The sequence below is a fragment of the Microbacterium longlingense genome, from assembly GCF_058349825.2.
Genome location: NZ_JBYRJA020000011.1, coordinates 69,359 through 85,427 on the forward strand (window position 1 = coordinate 69,359; position 16,069 = coordinate 85,427).

At 70.1% G+C, this 16,069-nt stretch carries 14 protein-coding genes; 7 read left to right on the forward strand and 7 right to left on the reverse strand.

Going from position 1 to position 16,069, the window contains the following annotated elements:
* Window positions 1-35: 35 nt before the first annotated feature.
* Window positions 36-1,205 carry an ROK family transcriptional regulator gene (locus tag AC3RXY_RS14225; protein ID WP_491511573.1) on the forward strand — a complete coding sequence of 390 codons (1,170 nt, stop codon included), beginning with the start codon at window positions 36-38 and terminating at the stop codon, window positions 1,203-1,205.
* A 36-nt stretch (window positions 1,206-1,241) separates the two neighbouring features.
* Here the strand turns inward: AC3RXY_RS14225 and AC3RXY_RS14230 are convergent, their stop codons facing one another.
* The 5 genes from AC3RXY_RS14230 to AC3RXY_RS14250 are packed head-to-tail and all read right to left on the reverse strand — an operon-like array spanning window position 1,242 to window position 7,322.
* Window positions 1,242-3,203 carry a right-handed parallel beta-helix repeat-containing protein gene (locus tag AC3RXY_RS14230; RefSeq protein WP_491511574.1) on the reverse strand — a complete coding sequence of 654 codons (1,962 nt, stop codon included), beginning with the start codon at window positions 3,201-3,203 and terminating at the stop codon, window positions 1,242-1,244.
* A gap of 45 nt (window positions 3,204-3,248) precedes the next feature.
* Window positions 3,249-4,286: an NAD(P)-dependent alcohol dehydrogenase gene (locus tag AC3RXY_RS14235; protein WP_491511575.1), complete on the reverse strand. Its 1,038-nt coding sequence runs from the start codon at window positions 4,284-4,286 to the stop codon at window positions 3,249-3,251.
* Window positions 4,283-5,113, reverse strand: a complete 831-nt coding sequence (locus tag AC3RXY_RS14240; RefSeq protein ID WP_491511576.1) for a carbohydrate ABC transporter permease — start codon at window positions 5,111-5,113, stop codon at window positions 4,283-4,285. The genes AC3RXY_RS14235 and AC3RXY_RS14240 overlap by 4 nt, the downstream gene beginning before the upstream one ends.
* The gene (locus AC3RXY_RS14245) at window positions 5,110-6,015 is read right to left on the reverse strand and encodes a carbohydrate ABC transporter permease (protein WP_491511587.1); all 906 of its coding nucleotides are present in this window, start codon (window positions 6,013-6,015) and stop codon (window positions 5,110-5,112) included. Before AC3RXY_RS14245 ends, AC3RXY_RS14240 begins: the two co-directional genes overlap by 4 nt.
* Window positions 6,015-7,322 (reverse strand): extracellular solute-binding protein, encoded by a 1,308-nt coding sequence (locus AC3RXY_RS14250; protein WP_491511577.1) that lies wholly within the window; start codon window positions 7,320-7,322, stop codon window positions 6,015-6,017. The genes AC3RXY_RS14245 and AC3RXY_RS14250 overlap by 1 nt, the downstream gene beginning before the upstream one ends.
* A 158-nt stretch (window positions 7,323-7,480) precedes the next feature.
* Between AC3RXY_RS14250 and AC3RXY_RS14255 the strand changes: the two genes are divergently transcribed.
* Window positions 7,481-8,518: a LacI family DNA-binding transcriptional regulator gene (locus AC3RXY_RS14255; protein WP_491511578.1), complete on the forward strand. Its 1,038-nt coding sequence runs from the start codon at window positions 7,481-7,483 to the stop codon at window positions 8,516-8,518.
* A gap of 11 nt (window positions 8,519-8,529) precedes the next feature.
* Here AC3RXY_RS14255 and AC3RXY_RS14260 read toward each other — a convergent pair whose 3' ends face one another.
* The gene (locus AC3RXY_RS14260; RefSeq protein ID WP_491511579.1) at window positions 8,530-10,509 is read right to left on the reverse strand and encodes a glycosyltransferase; all 1,980 of its coding nucleotides are present in this window, start codon (window positions 10,507-10,509) and stop codon (window positions 8,530-8,532) included.
* 187 nt (window positions 10,510-10,696) lie between these two features.
* Here AC3RXY_RS14260 and AC3RXY_RS14265 point away from each other — a divergent pair, with 187 nt between their 5' ends.
* The 3 genes from AC3RXY_RS14265 to AC3RXY_RS14275 all read left to right on the forward strand — a co-directional run bounded on the left by AC3RXY_RS14265 (window position 10,697) and on the right by AC3RXY_RS14275 (window position 14,272).
* Entirely contained in the window at window positions 10,697-12,202 is a 1,506-nt protein-coding gene (locus AC3RXY_RS14265; protein WP_491511580.1) for a multicopper oxidase family protein, read from the forward strand.
* 204 nt (window positions 12,203-12,406) lie between these two features.
* Entirely contained in the window at window positions 12,407-13,363 is a 957-nt protein-coding gene (locus tag AC3RXY_RS14270) for a DUF808 domain-containing protein (protein ID WP_491511581.1), read from the forward strand.
* Window positions 13,364-13,444: 81 nt separating this feature from the next.
* Window positions 13,445-14,272, forward strand: coding sequence for a sulfite exporter TauE/SafE family protein (locus AC3RXY_RS14275; protein WP_491511582.1), 828 nt, complete (start codon window positions 13,445-13,447; stop codon window positions 14,270-14,272).
* 29 nt (window positions 14,273-14,301) lie between these two features.
* Here the strand turns inward: AC3RXY_RS14275 and AC3RXY_RS14280 are convergent, their stop codons facing one another.
* Window positions 14,302-14,982: a TrmH family RNA methyltransferase gene (locus AC3RXY_RS14280; protein WP_491511583.1), complete on the reverse strand. Its 681-nt coding sequence runs from the start codon at window positions 14,980-14,982 to the stop codon at window positions 14,302-14,304.
* 95 nt (window positions 14,983-15,077) lie between these two features.
* Here AC3RXY_RS14280 and AC3RXY_RS14285 point away from each other — a divergent pair, with 95 nt between their 5' ends.
* Together AC3RXY_RS14285 and AC3RXY_RS14290 are read left to right on the forward strand one after the other, a co-directional pair.
* Window positions 15,078-15,782: a metal-dependent transcriptional regulator gene (locus tag AC3RXY_RS14285; RefSeq protein WP_491511584.1), complete on the forward strand. Its 705-nt coding sequence runs from the start codon at window positions 15,078-15,080 to the stop codon at window positions 15,780-15,782.
* On the forward strand, window positions 15,779-15,931 hold the full coding sequence (locus tag AC3RXY_RS14290) for a hypothetical protein (RefSeq protein WP_491511585.1): 153 nt from the start codon (window positions 15,779-15,781) through the stop codon (window positions 15,929-15,931). Before AC3RXY_RS14285 ends, AC3RXY_RS14290 begins: the two co-directional genes overlap by 4 nt.
* Window positions 15,932-16,069 lie beyond the last annotated feature (138 nt).

The window sequence follows — 16,069 nt, forward strand, 5'->3', positions numbered from 1 at the left end:
CCGGGTCCTGACAACAGGCGAATAGCATGAATCGCATGCCACGCCGCCCCGCCGCCACCCCCCTCGGCATCGAACGCATGCGCGCGGCCAACCTCGCCGGAGTGCTCGGGCTCATCCACGACCACGACGGGCGCTCCCGTGCGGAGCTGACCCGTCAGACCGGGCTCAATCGCTCCACGATCGGCTCGCTCGTCGCGGAGCTCGCCGCCCGCGGCCTCGTCATCGAGCAGGAGCCGACGACGAACGAGGGCGTCGGCCGCCCCAGTCTCCTCGTGCGCCCTCACCCCGATGCGGTCGCGGTGGCCGTGCACCCGGAGGTCGACGGGATCGAGGTCGGGCTCGTCGCGATCGGCGGTTCCGTCCTCAGCCGGAGGAGAACAGGGCTCGACGCTCCGCCCCGCCCGGCCCACGCTGCCCGGATCGCCTGCGACCTGCTCGACGAGCTCCGCCGCGCACACCCCACCGCACGCCCGCTGGGCATCGGCGTCGCCGTCCCGGGCCTCGTCCGGGCCGCGGAGGGGATCGTCCAGCTCGCCCCGCACCTCCGGTGGCAGGACGTGCCGTTCGCCGAGATGATCCGCGCCGGTGCGGGCGGTCTCCCGGTGCTGATCGCCAACGACGCCAGCCTCGGCGCCCGCGCCGAGGCGACGTTCGGTGCCGGCAGAGACGTCCGTCACCTGATCTACCTCAACGGCGGTGCGTCCGGCATCGGCGGCGGCATCATCGTCGACGGTGTGCTGTACGGCGGCGCCGACGGCTTCGCGGGCGAGTTCGGGCACATGCCCGTGGGCGGCGCGCCGGGCCGACACCTCGAGGACGTCGTGACGCAGCGGGATCTGCTCCACGCACTCGGCCTCCCGTCCGGCGCGGGAGCCCGGCTGCACGATGCGCTTCCCGCCGCGCAGCACAACCCGGCCGTGCAGCACCTGGTGGCGGATCAGCAGGCCGCCCTCGCCGGAGCCCTCGGCACGATCATCGACGTCTTCAATCCCGGGCGGGTGATCCTGGGGGGATTCCTCGCGGCGCTGATGAGCGCGGCGCCGGAGGAGCTGCGCTCCCTCGTGCGCGACGGCGCACCCGCGATGTTCCGTTCCGGGGTCACGCTGGCGACCGCGGACCTCGGCGACGACCTGCTCATGATCGGCGCCGCGGATCTTGTCGTCCAGGACCTGCTCGACCGGCTCTCCGGAGAACCTGTCCGGTAGGGGTCGGTGCGGCCCCGGCCGCACCGACCCCCGCGCTCACCAGATCCGCGTCCGGGACGTTCCCGAGCGCAGCCGGGCGATCGGCCCCGGAGCCTGGTGGCCGTGACGACGCTCGCCGATCAGGTCGACGTCGATGACGGCGGGGCGCCCGTCCGGCTCCTCGTAGTCCGCTCCGACGAGGCGCACGCGCGGCAGGTCCTCTCCGCGGACCGGGACGAGGACGGCATCGTCGAGGTCCGCCGGCAGGGTCGCCTCGAGATGCACGGCGTCGCCATCCTCCACGATCCTGATCGCCGCCGCACCGGCGAGCACGGTGGGGTCACTCTCGTGCCGATACGCCGCCGCCCCGTTGCCGTAGACGTTCGAGCGGATGTACACCGGCTGCGGCACCTCGATGAAGCGCTGGTGGTCGCCGGGCTGCGCCTGCTCGAGAAGCCGGGCGTACGCATCCCACGACGGCGGGTGGGCGTCGTAGCCCGCGGTGCCGTATCCCGGTGTCGAAGCGCCTTCGGCATGCGGGCCGTATGCTGCCGCGGCGTTCCCGCCGAGGAAGATGTTGCCGATGACGCGGTCGTCGCCGCCGTGGATGAGGGCGTAGCCCGAGACGTGCGTCGAATGCGGGACGTGATACGGGGTGGCACGGTCCATGACCGGCTCGAGTCGCACGGTGCCGGCGACGAGGTTGCCGATGTACGCACCCCCCTGACTGAACGACTCGATCGACGCGGCGGAGGCGAACACGTTGTGGTCGACGATGAAGGGTCCGTGGCTCACCTCGATGAAGATGTCCCTGGCGTTGCGGTAGAAGACGTTCCGCGACACCCGGGCGCCCTGGGTCTGCCAGTCGAGCCAGATTCCGAGCGAGCAGTCGTGGATGCGGTTCCGCACGATCTGCACGTCGATCGCTGCGTGCAGCTTGATCCCGGCGATCTCGTATCCATAGAACTCGCGCTTCACCGCGATGTTGTAGATGTGGTTCTCCTCGATGGTGGAGAACGCGCAGCCCAGGTGACCGACGATGCCGTTCTGACCGCAGTCGTAGATCGTGTTCCTCCGGACGATGTGCGACCCCACGAGCTCTCGATCCCACCCGAGCGCCCGCGCCAGGAAGACCGACTCCAGCTGGTACTGATAGCCGGGTTTGTCGCCGAGGCGGGACGCGAGGTTGTGCCCCGTCGAGGCTTCCTTGCCGAGCGAGATCGCCGAGCACTTGGCGTCGTGGATCACGTTGTCCTCGATGATCCAGCCCTTCGCCCAGTTCGGCCCGATGAGGCCGGGCTGATCGGCGGTCGGGGGCGCCCAGGAGCTTGCCGCGTGCGCGAGCTCGAAGCCACGCACGGTGATGTAGCCGATGTGGTGCTCACGGGGCCAGAACACCGATCGGCGCACGTTGATCTCCACGAGCTCCGCGTTGGGATCGGCGTCCTGGAAGTTGGCCAGGATCGTCGTCTCCCCCTCGGCGACGGTGGCGGTCCACCGATAGCGGGCCTGATCGGGATCGGGGATCGGCACGGTCCTGCCGGTCCACTGGTCGAAGGCCTCGGTCGGATACACCGCGGGCGTGAGCTCATCGCGGGTCGCCACCTCGAACAGACTGCGCCCGTTCAGATAGACCTCGCCCAGGTGCTTGCGAGCGGCGCCCGGCGGTGAGACCACCCAGTCACCGGCGATCTCTTCCGCGTAGGGGTTCCAGTCGCCGAACACCGGATTCGCCACGACAAGGCGCCAGACTCCCCCGCCCAGCGCTTCCCACCCGGTGGCGATCTCCGAGCCCTTGATCACCACGTGCTCGCCGTCGGCGGCGCAATAGGTGATGCGGCGGGCTTCGCTCGTGCCGCCGAGGCGCGGGCTCACCCACTCCCGGTACTCCCCCTCATGGACCACGACGGTGTCGCCCGGCTGCGCGATCTGCGCTGCGGCGTCGATGGTGCGTAGCGGCGCTGCCGCGGTACCGGGCCCGGAGTCGGTTCCCGTCATGGCGACGTGCAGGGTTGTCATGGATGCTGCCCTCTCTCAGATGTTGGTCAGGGGATGGTGCCGCCGTCACTGCCAGGGCAGCACGACGGACTTCAGGGCGCGCGGGTCGCGCTGCGCCGCGGTGAGCGCCTGTTCGGTCTCGGCGAGCCCGAACCGGCCGGTGATGAGCGGGGCGACCTGGACCGCGCCGCTGGCGATGAGGGCGAGCGCGCGCGGGTAGGTACCCGCGTAGCGGAACGTGCCGGTGACCCGGATCTCCCGGCCCTGCAGCAGGCCGAGGTCGATCGAGAACGTGTCCGCGCCCATGCCGACGGAGACGATGCGGCCGGCCCGCGCCACCCGCGGCACCGCTGCGGCGAGCGCGGCCGCGGCGCCGGAGCACTCGATGAGCACATCCACCTCGTTCGTTCGCCGCTCCCGTGCGTCGAAGGCGTCAAGGCCGAGCGACGTCGCGGCGGCGAGCCGGTGCTCGTTGATGTCGCTGACCTCGACGCTCGATGCCCCGTACGCGCGGGCCGTCTGCGCGCAGATGAGACCGATCGGCCCGGCTCCGGTCACCAGCACGCGCGCGCCCGGCGCGATCTCGCCCTTCTGCGACGCCCAGACGCCGACCGAGACGGGCTCGGCCATCGCGGCGGATTCCGCCGTCATGCCGGCGGGCGCGGGGTGCGCGAAGTCCGCGTCGGTGATGAGGCGACGGACGAAGGCGCCGTCGATCGGAGGCGTCGCGAAGAAGCGGATCTGCGGGCAGAGGTTGTACCGCCCGGACGTGCACTCCCCGCACCGACGGCACGGGATGCCGGGCTCGAGGGCGACCAGCTCGCCGACGCGCCGGCCGTCGACGCCCGCGCCGACGGCCTCGACGACGCCGCTCGCCTCATGGCCGAGGACCAGGGGCTGCTCGACGACGAAGTCGCCGATCCGGCCGTGCTCGAAGTAGTGCACGTCCGACCCGCAGACGCCGACCGCGTGCACGGCGACGAGGACCTCCCCCGGGCCAGGGGGCTGCACCGAGCGATCCTCGATGCGGATGTCGCCGATGCCGTGGAGGACGGCGCCCTGGTTGCCCCCCTCCGGCGGTCGCGCGCCCGACGCCGGCGTCACTTTCCGAACCCCGCGGTCAGGCCGGCGACGAGCTGGCGGCGGCCGATGATGTACACCGCGAGCAGCGGCAGGACGGAGAGCACGACCGCGGCGAGCACCGCGGGGATGTTCGTGGTGAACTCGCCCTGATAGCTCCACAGCGACAGCGGGATCACGCGGTTCTCGGCGCTCTGGGTGAGCACGAGGGGGAACAGGAAGCCGTTCCAGACGTTGAGCGCATCGTAGATGCCGACGGTGACCAGCGCGGGCCGCGAGAGCGGCAGCACGAGGCGCCACAGGATCGCCCACTCGCTCGCACCGTCCATCTTCATCGACTCGTAGAGCGATGCGGGGATGTCGCGCATGAAGTTCACCAGGATCAGCACGGTGATCGGGATCGCGAACGCGGCCGAGGGGAGGATGAGCGCCCAGAGGGTGTCATAGAGGCCGAGCCGCACGATCAGGTAGTACACCGGGATGATCGTCGCCTGCATCGGGATCGCGATGCCGATGAGGAACAGATCGAAGCTGCGCCGCGCGAACCGCGATGTCGACCGCACGATCACGTAGGAGGCCATCACGCACGCGATGAGGACGATCGCGACCGTCACGATGGTCACGATCATGCTGTTGCCGAAGTACCTCAGAAAGTCGTTCTGCAGCACCAGGGCGTAGGCGTCGATGGTCGGGCTGCCGGGCAGCGCCAGGGGATTCTCGACGTAGAAGTCCGCTGGCCTGCGCAGGCTCGTCACCAGGATGAAATAGATCGGCAGCAGCACGATGATGAGCCACGCCCACGAGAGGACGCCGCCGATGATGTTGGGGCGTTGCCCCGCGGTCTTCTTCACAGCCCCTCCTGTTGCGAGTCCATCTGGTCGGTCTTGGTCACACGGTTGAGCACCAGCGAGATGGTGAGCCCGACGACCACCAGGATCACGGCGCTCACCGAGGCCGCGCCCATGTCGAAACTGCGGAAGCCCGCCAGATACATGTGCAGCGGCAGGATGCGTGTCGCGATGCCCGGGCCGCCCTGGGTGAGCACGTAGACGAGGTCGAAGTAGGTGAGCGATCCGACCAGGATGAGGGTCGAGCTCGTGACGATCGTGTACCGCAGCTGCGGCAGGGTGATGTGGAAGAACGTCGCCACGCGCCCAGCGCCGTCCAGGCGCGCCGCCTCATAGAGCGAGACGGGGATCTGCCGCACCCCGGCCTGGTAGAGCAGCGAGTGGAACGGGATGAACGACCAGGCGATGACGAACACCACGACGCCGAGGGCCAGCCCGGGGTCGCCGAGCCAGTCCTGCCGGAGCCAGGGGATTCCGGTCGCCGGCCCGAGACCGAAGTTCGGGTCGAGCAGAGAGCGGAAGGCGATCGCGATCGCGGCGGAGGAGAACAGCAGCGGCAGGAAGAAGAGCACCGACAGCAGCGCACGATACCGCTGCGTGCCCGCCATGAAGACGCCGAGGAGCAGGCTCACCGGCGCCTGGATGAGCCACGCCAGCACCACCACGAGCAGCGACAGCCACAGCGCGTTGTGCGTCACGGGGTCCGCGAGCACCCGCGTCCAGTTGCCGATACCCGTCCAGGTCGGCGCACCGAGGCCGTCCCACTGCATGAAGCTGAGCACGATGACGCCGAACAGCGGCAGCAGAGCGAAGACGCCGAACAGGGCGAGCGCGGGGGCCGCCATCCAGGCGATCGAACCGGTGCGGCGGCGGGCCGCCGCACCGGTCAGAACGGTCGAGGACATCATCGGCCGATGGTCGCGTTCATCGCCTCGGCGAAGGCCTGGGGCGTCTTCTGCATCAGGAAGATCTGCTCGAGGTTCGTCAGCAGCTCCTGCGCCTGGCTCGGCGGGAGGGCCTGATCCCAGGACAGCTGGAAGTGCGGCGCGTCTCGGACCAGGCCGTAGGCCAGCGTGAGGAAGGCGGCGTCCTCCTGCGCGGCGAGGTTGTCCTCGATGCCCGCGATCGGCGGCACCCCGCCGCCTCTGATGAGCGCGTCGGCGTACTCCTCGTCCCAGACGGCGTCGTTGAGGTAGTCGATCGCGGCAGCGGACTGCGCCGGGCTGGCGTTGGCGGACACTGACCAATAGTTCGACGGGTTGCCGACGATGTTCGCCGGGTCACCGGCGCCGCCGGCGACAGCGGGGAATCCGGCGACGATCAGGTCGCCCGCCGCGACGAGGTCCGCGGCGTCGCTCTTGAAGCTCGAGTAGACCCAGCTGCCCTGCAGCACCATCGCGGCCCGGCCGGTGTACACCAGGGCGATGTCGGCATTCGCATCGGCGGCGACCGAGCCGTAACCGGTGCCGAAGCCACCCGCTTCGACGAGCTCCTGGATGTGCTCGAGCGCCGAGATGATCGCCGGGTCAGACCAGGCGCCGTCTTCCCCGTCGAGGACGGCCTGGAAGACCTCCGGTCCGCCGATGCGATCGGTGAGGTACTGGATCCACATGAGATACGGCCAGCGCGACTGCCCCGCCACGGCGAACGGCGTGATGTCGTTCTCGGCGAAGACCGCGACGGCGGCGAGCAGCTCGTCCCACGTGGCGGGGACGCCCAGCCCGACCTGGTCGAACAGCTTCTGGTTGGCGTAGAGCAGCACCGGCTGGCTCTGCGCGTTGGGGATCGCGTAGACCTCTCCGTCGATGATGCCGGGCTGCGCGACCGACGGCAGCACCCGATCGATCACGTCAGCGACGCCGTCCGTGAGGGGAAGGACGCTGCCGTTGTCGACGTACTCCTGGAGGGTCCCGCCCGCCCAGTTGAAGATCAGCGTCGGGTCGGTTCCCGCCCCGATGGACGTCCGGATCCGCTCCTTCAGCGCGTCGTTGGCGAAGAACTCGACCTTCGCTGACGCGTCGTCGTGCGCCGCGTCCCAGCGCGCGAAGCTGTCCGTCCACAGCTGCTGATGCACTCCGCCGCTGGGCGCCCACGCGGTGACGCTCCCGCCCTCGGCCTGTCCCGGCTGGCTGCCTCCGCAGGCGCTGAGCGCCAGCGCAGCTGCGGCGATGCCCGTGATCGCGAGCACGCGCCCTCTTCGATAGACCATCATCGGTCCCCTTCCATCGTCGTTGATGTCATCGTTCTGAAACTATTTCGTACCCCGAAATGTTTTAGACAGCATGACCGAGGCGGACGGGGATGTCACCGGCACGGTTGCATCTGTTGCCGGAACGATGCGTACGAAATTCTTTCGGGTAACATGACGCCATGGAACCCACCGGACGCCCCAGACGGACGACCCTGGGCGATGTGGCCCAGCGAGCCGGGGTCTCGATCGCCACCGTCTCGAAGGTCCTTCATGACCAGAGCGATGTGAGCAGGGGCACCAGAGAGCGCGTCCGCAGCGCACTGCACGACCTCAGCTACATTCCGGTCGGGCGCCCCGCACCGCCCCCCACGACCACGCTCATCGTGGCGTTCGACACCTGGGGGCACGACTACGGCACGGTCCTGCTGGGCGGGGTCATGAGCGCCGCCCAGGCCGCCGGCATCCGCGTGGTCGTCGATCAGGCTCCGTCCGGGCTGCGCGGCGAAGACCAGCGCGACTGGATCCTCCGGCAGTCCTCCGCGGGTGTGCACGGCGCGATCCTCATCACACCGCACATCACCCATGAGCTCATCGACACCGCCGCAGAGCGCCACCTCGCCCTCGTGGCGATCGACCCCAAGAACGAGGACGACGCGTCGATCTTCACGATCGGCGCGACGAACTGGGCGGGCGCGGCGGCGGCCACCGCTCACCTGATCGAGCTGGGCCACCGGCGCATCGCGTTCGCCGGCATGGAGATGACCAGCGAGTTCTCCCTGGAACGCTACAGCGGCTACCGCAGCAGCCTGGAGCGTGCCGGCATCCCGATCGACGGTGAGTACGTCGGGTACGGCGGATCCGGTCTGGCCCAGTTCGACGACGGCCGGCGCATCTGGAAGCAGTTCTCCCGCCTGCCGTCGCCGCCGACCGCGGTGGTCGCCTTCTGCGATGCGGTGGCGCTGGGGGTGATCGAAGAAGCCCGCTCGTCTGGCACACTCGTCCCGGACGAGCTCTCCGTCGTGGGCTTCGACGACCTTCCGGCGGCGCGCTGGTCATCGCCGCTGCTCACGACCGTGAACCAGCCGCTCGCCGAGATGGGATCACTCGCGGTGCGCACGGCGCTGGACATCATCAACGGCAGACCACCGGCCGCGCTGCATGTGCAGCTGGCGACGTCGCTCGTGGTGCGCGGGTCCACCCGGCGCCTCGGAGGCTGACCGCGCCGCCGTCAGCGCACCGGCGTCACCGCCACATAGCGGCTGTGCTTGGCCGAGAGGCCGTCCCCGGCGGTGCGACCACGCACCCGGCGCCACGCCCAGGGAAGCGCATGCGAACGCAACCAGCCGACGCCATTCGCGTCATCGGCCTCGGTGTCGTCGTGGAGAGCCCGCTCCAGATCGCGCAGCAGCGCGGCATGGGGGACGCCAAGCACCTCGGCGGCACGGTACGCGAGCAGCCGGTGACCCGCAGAGTTCAGGTGCACCCGGTCGTCCGCCCACATCCCGAGATCGCCGACCTCGGGGATCGCGTCGGTGTCGAGCAGAGCGCAGTCGTGCCGGACCGCGATACCCCGCAGCCCCGCAGCGAACTGCGCGAACCGTCGCGCGAACACCCGCGCGACGGCGCGACGGGGCAGGAAGGGCGTGGCGAGCAGCACCTCGACACCGGCCCGTCGCAGCCGCACGACCTCGTGCTCGACCGCGCTCAGCAGCCCCGGCACGTCGACGCGCGCCTTGACGAGGTCATTGGACCCGATGAGCACGGAGACGAGTTCCGGCTCGAGGGCGATGGCACGATCCACCTGATCGGCGAGGTGCCGCGTGCGGCGGCTGCGCACCGCGAGGTTGGCGAAGGCGACCTCGTTCTCATCCCCGGTCCCGTCGGCGAGCAGCATCGCCAGCCGCGCAGCCCACCCGAGGAGCTCCCCCTCTGGCATCCGCGAGGTGTCGCCGAGACCCTCGGTGATGGAGTCGCCCAGAGCGATGTAACGCCCGCGCCGCGGCGGGGGTGCGACCGGCGCCGTCGGTGCGCTGCAGGGACGCACCGTCGGCCGCACGCGCAGGCCGTCGTCGATCCGCCGCAGCTCGATCGCCTCGGCGTAGTAATCGATGAGACGATCACAGACCGCAGACCAGCTGCGGTTGCGCACCGACAGACGCGCCGCTCGCGCGAACGCCGCCCGCTTGGCGTCGTCGCCGACGAGATCGACCACGCGGGCCCGCAGGTCCGCGAGGTCGCCGGGCCGGTAGAGCCAGCCGTTCACACTGCTGTCGACGAGGTCGAGCGGTCCGCCCCGCCCCGTGGCGACCACCGGAACACCGCTGGCCAGTGCCTCCTGCACCGTCTGGCAGAACGTCTCGCTCTCCCCGGTGTGCACGAACACGTCGAAGCTCGCCACCGCACGCGCCAGGTCGGATCCGGCGAGGAAACCGGTGAAGTGCGCGGCGGGAAGCATCCGTTCCAGATCGGCTCTGCTCGGCCCGTCTCCCACGATCACCAGCTGAACGCCCGGGAGGTCGTGCAGTGCCCGGAGGTCTTCGAGCTGCTTCTCGGGCGAGAGCCGGCCGACATAGCCGACGATCGTGCGCTGGCCGGCGACCGCGCGCCGCCAGCGGTCGTCACGGCGCTCCGGAGCGAAGCGGTCGGCGTCCACGCCGCGCCCCCAGCGGCGAAGACGGTCCACGCCGAGCCCGGCGAGCACCGCATGGGCCGATGCCGACGGCACCAGGTTCAGGGTCGCGCGCCGGTGCAGCCGGGTGATGTGCGCCTCGGCCAGCGCGGTCGTGACCGCGAGGCCGTACTTCTCGGTATAGGCCGCGACATCGGTCTGATAGACGGCGACCACCGGCAGGTGCAGCGCATCCGCGGCCCGCACACCGGCCCACCCGAGCGCGAACGGGGACGCGAGATGCACCGCATCCGCCCCGCTGGAACGCAGCGTGCGCTCCAGCCGCGCTGCGGTGACCGCCGCGACCCGCACCTCCGGGTACGCCGGAAGCGGCAGGGAGCGCACCCGCTCGATCCGGACGCCGTCGAGATCGACCCCGTGCAGATCGGCTCTGGCATCGCGGTCGACGGGGCCGGCATCCGGGGCGACGATCATCGGGTCATGGCCGCGCTCCCTCAGGCGCGCCACCGTCTGGAGGACAGAGCCGGTGACGCCGTTCATGTGCGGCAGGAAGGATTCGGCGAGGATCGCGATCTTCACGACTCCATGGTGGCCAGCCCGCGCCCCGCGCGGCGTCGCATCCGCCCGAAAACCCCGAGAGTTCACCCGATCGGCAACCGCACGTCACCCGCACGGGGTGCGGCTTCGCGGAACGGCTCATCAGCGCGTCGGGTAGCCTACCGCCCAGATGGTCGGCGGCTTCGACGCTCGCCACGCAGGAGGAATCATGACACCCGCCGCACATTCGCCGGGCTGGATGATCGACCGGCGCACTCTCCTCCGCGGAGCGGGGTGGAGCATGGGCGCCATCGTCGTCGCGGCAGCCAGCGGATGCAGCACCCTCCTCGGACGCCGTCCGATCAGCACCGTCGACACGGTCGCCTTCGACAGGCCGTTGCGCATCCCGCCGCTCGCCGAGTCCCGGGTCGTCGGCGGGGAGCGCGTGTTCTCCCTCGCCCTGCAGGCCGGACACAGCACGATCGTGCCGCAGGGCGACACCCCGACCTGGGGAATCAATGGACCGGTGCTCGGGCCGACGCTGCGCGTGGAGCGCGGCGAGAACGTGCGCATCGACGTGACGAACGGTCTCGATGAGGACACCACACTGCACTGGCACGGCATGCGCCTGCCGGCATCGGCCGATGGCGGCCCCCACCAGATGATCGACGCCGGAGCGACATGGTCGCCCGCCTGGCGGGTCGACCAGCCCGCCGCGACCCTCTGGTACCACCCCCACCCCCACGGGCGCACCGAGCTGCACGTCCTGCGCGGGCTGGGCGGCCTGCTCTACGTGGACGACGAGGTCGAGCGCGCCCTCGATCTGCCCCGCGAATACGGGGTCGATGACATCCCGCTGATCCTGCAGGACCGCACCTTCTCGGAACGCGGCGACATCGTCGAGACCGAGCGCCAGGACAACGGCATGCTGGGCGACACGGTCATGGTCAACGCGACGGTGGGCGGGGTGCTCTCGGTCGGCGCCGAGCTCACGCGGCTGCGGGTGCTCAACGCCTCCGCCGCGCGCAGCTACCTGCTGGGATTCGCCGACGATCGGGCCTTCACCATGATCGCGAGCGATGGCGGCCTGCTCTCGACGCCCGTGGAGCTCGACCGGCTGCTGCTCACCCCGGGCGAACGCGCCGAGGTGATCGTGCGCATGCGAGCCGCCGAGGAGGTCGTGCTCCGCTCGTACCCGCAGGACCTCGGGATCGCCGACCGTCTCGCCGACAGCACCGGCGCGAAGGACGAGCTCGATATCCTGCTGCTGCGTGCCGGGAGCGAGCTGCGACCCGGCCTGGCGCTGCCGGCGACACTGGCCGACGAGCAGGACGTCCGTGGCAGCATCGACCCCGCCGGGGCGGAGACTCCTCGTGTGTTCAACCTCGGCGACAACCGTATCAACGGGCGCCCGATGGACATGCACCGCATTGACATGCAGATCCCTGCCGGTGCCGTGGAGGTGTGGCATGTGCAGAACACCCACACGAAGCCCCACAACTTCCACGTGCACGACGTGCAGTTCCTCGTGCTGAAGATCGACGGAGAAGATCCGCCGCCCGCGCTCACCGGCTGGAAGGATACCGTCTACACGCCACCGGGGAAGGTGCTGCGGCTGGCCATGCGGTTCGCGGACAACCCCGACCCGGAGATCCCGTACATGTTCCATTGCCATCTGCTCTGGCACGAGGATCAGGGCATGATGGGGCAGTTCACGGTCGTGCCGCCCGCCTGACACCGGCACCGCGGCACGGTCGCACCAACCCCGTATTCCGAACTCAGGCACGATCCCGCGCGGCGGCCGGAAACCGGCGTGCCGGGGGGCGGGGCGCGGATTCTGCCGGAGTTGCGGCGCAGCCCGTCGGGCCCGGGTCCGCCGGGTAGTGTTATCGCACGGCGCGCACCCCGCACACCGCTTCCCGTCCCGATCGAAGAACACGTGGCATCCAGCTTCTTCGCCCTGCTCGACGACATCGCCGTTCTCGCCCGCGCGGCCGCGGCCTCCCTCGATGACGTCGCCGCCGGTGCGCTGAAGGCCTCGGCGAAGTCCGCCGGTGTCGTGATCGACGACGCCGCAGTCTCACCGCAGTACGTACAGGGCATTCGCCCGGCGCGCGAGCTGCCGGTGGTGTGGCGGATCACCCGCGGTTCGCTCGCGAACAAAGCGGTCATCATCGTCGCGATCATGCTGCTGAGCGTGTGGGCGCCCTGGGTCTTCCCGTGGCTGCTCCTGATCGGCGGCACCTATCTCGCCTATGAGGGCGCACACAAGGTGTGGCACTGGATCGCGCAACTGCGCGGCGTCGCCCACGACCCGACCGTCGAGGAGGTGACCCAGCGCACCGAGGTCGATGAGAAGAGCATCGTCGCGAGTGCCGTGCGCACCGACCTCGTGCTGTCCGTGGAGATCATGCTGATCTCCCTCGCCAACATCGAGGCAGACTTCTGGGGCATGCGCCTGGCGATCCTGATCGCCGTCGGCATCCTGATGACCGCCGCGGTGTACGGCACCGTGGCGATCCTGGTGAAGATGGACGACATCGGCTTCTGGATGCGGCGTCGCCGGCCGCGCTGGGTGAAGGTCCTCGGCACGTGGCTGGTCAAGGCGATGCCGGTGGTGTTCCGCGCGCTCACGGTGATCGGCACCCTGGCGATGCTGTGGGTCGGCGGCCATATCCTGATCGTCAACCTCGCCGAGGTCGGGGTGGGCGTTCCCCATGAGATCCTGCACGCCATCACCCATGCGGTGCACGCACCTGGCATCGTCACCTGGTTCATCGACAGCGGCCTCTCGGCGGTGTTCGGTCTGGTGTGGGGCTCTGGCATCGTGGGCGCGGTCTCGGTCGTGTCCCGGCTGCGGCACGGCCGCCGAACGGAACCGGCAGCCCGCAGCTAGCCCCGCGGGGTGCCCCGGGAACGGGGGTAGGCTTCTGTGGTGACACGCCCCCTCCCCCCGCGCCGGATGGTCTGAGGCGCGATGGACATCGGCGCGATCATCGGCCTCGAGCAGCTCACCTGGCTCACCCTGATCCTGGTTCTCCTCGCGGGCTTCGCCGCCGGCTGGGTGGACGCCGTGGTCGGCGGGGGCGGCGCGATCCAGCTCCCGGCCCTTCTCCTTCTGCCGGGCATCATGCCTCTGCAGGCGCTCGCGACGAACAAGTTCGGCTCGATCTTCGGCACCGCCACCTCGGCGACCACGTTCTACCGGCGCGCGAAACCCGACCTGCGCACGGCCGTGCCGATGGCCGTGGTCGCCCTGGCCGCGTCCTTCGGGGGCGCGGCGGTGGCGACCGTCCTGCCGGGCGCACTGCTGAAGCCGATCATCCTGGTGGCGCTGATGGCCGTCGCGATCTTCACGGCGCTGCGCCCCCAGCTGGGTCAGAGCACGGAGCTGCGCTACCAGGGCCGGCACCATCTCGCCGCATCAATGGGGATCGGCGCGGGGGTCGGCTTCTACGACGGCCTGATCGGGCCCGGCACCGGTACGTTCCTCGTCCTGGCGCTCGTCTCGATCCTCGGGTATGACTTTCTCCAGGGCAGCGCGAAGGCGAAGATCGTCAACTTCGCCACGAACCTGGGAGCGCTGATGCTCTTCATCCCGCACGGCGCGGTGCTCTGGGTGCTCGGGGCGCTTTTGGCCTGCGCGAATGTCGCGGGCGGCTATCTCGGCGCGCGGATGGCCATCGCCCGCGGCAGTGCGTTCATCCGGGTGATCTTCCTCGTCGTCGTCTTCGTGCTGGTCGCGAAGATCGGCTTCGACGTGTGGAACGAGAACGTCGCCCCCGCCATCGCCGGGTGGCACTGACCGCCGCGCCACCACGCACGTCAGGCATCTCAGGCGTGACGCCGGCACCATTCGTACATCACGACGGCGGCCGCTGCTCCCGCGTTGAGGGAGCGCGTCGATCCGTACTGGGTGATCTCGACCGCGAGGGACGCCGCCGCGATCGCTTCGGACGACAGGCCGGGCCCCTCTTGTCCGAAGAGCAGGACGCAACGCTCCGGAAGGTCTGCGGCATCGACGGGCACCGATCCGGGAACGTTGTCCACCGCGACGATCGGCAGGCCCGCCTCAGCCGCCCAGGCGGCGAACGCGGCGACGTCCTCGTGGTGCAGCACGTGCTGGTACCGATCGGTCACCATCGCGCCCCGCCGATTCCACCGCCGCCGGCCCACGATGTGCACGGTCTCGGCGAGGAAGGCGTTGGCGCTGCGCACGATCGAGCCGATGTTCATGTCGTGCTGCCAGTTCTCGATGGCGACGTGGAACGGGTGGCGTCGCGCATCCAGGTCCGCGACGATGGCGTCCATCCGCCAGTACCGGTACCGGTCGATCACGTTCCGGGTGTCGCCGGCGGCCAGCAGCTCCGGGTCGTAACGCGGGTCGTCCGGCCAGCTCGCCGTCCCGCCGGGCCACGGTCCCACGCCGTGCGCGGGGGACAGGTCTCCCCCGGAATCGTCCGGGGACGTTCCGGCCTCCGCCGTCTCCGCCGGGGTCTTCACCTCGTCACGCATCCGGCCAGCGTAACCCCAACCGAGATCTCACTCCGCACCGCCCCCGCTGATCAGGCGGGGGCGCCTTCTTCGCGGCGGCGCCGTAGGCTGGGAGCGTGGCATCCCCCGCAGCAGAGGACTACCTGAAGACGGTGTACGCGCACACCGAGTGGCAGGACGCGCCGATCACGCCGTCCGTGCTGGCCGGAGCGCTCGGCGTCTCCCCGTCGTCGGTGACCGAGATGGTCAAGAAGCTCGCCGCCGCCGGCCTCGTCAGCCATGTGCCCTATGGCGCGGTGCGCCTGACTCCCGAGGGGGAGGCCCGCGCCCTGGCGACCATCCGACGTCACCGGCTGATCGAGACGTGGCTGGTCGAGGAATTCGGCTATGCGTGGGACGAGGTGCACGACGAGGCCGAGGTCCTCGAGCACGCCATCAGCGATCGACTGCTCGACGGCATCGACGATCGTCTCGGCCGGCCGCTGTTCGATCCCCACGGCGATGCCATTCCGGACGCCGGCGGACGCATCGTGCGGGAGCCGTTCCTTCGCCTCTCCGACGCCGACCCCGGCCATACCGGTCGCGTGCTGCGGGTCAGCGACCGCGACCCGGACCTGCTGCGTGCTCTGCACGCAGCAGGCCTGCGCGTCGGCGAGCGGGTCGTCGTGCGCGAGCACGGCGTCGAGCTCGACGACGGCAGGCGCTGCCCGCTTCCGGCCGAGGCCGCTGACGCCATCTGGATCAGCAGCACCGCGAACGGGCTCTCTGACGTCGGGCGCCCGCGGGGCGCCACGGCACCGAGAGGAGGTGTATCCCGATGAGTGAACGCGACATCATGTTCCTCGTCATGATCGCCATCGCCGCAACATCGCTGGTGGTGATCATCGTCCAGGCCTTCCGCAGCCGCAACGGCAAGACCGACGACCGCGGCTGGTGGCAAGGCCCCTGGGACGACGACAAACGCGAATAAAAAAAGCGCCGCACCTGACGTGCGACGCTGCGGAGCATGGCTCCTCGGCAAAAACGACCCGATAAACACGAAATGGCCACCCAGCACTGGGTGGCCATTTCGCTCAAAAGAAGTCCGGCGGTGTCCTACTCTCCCACA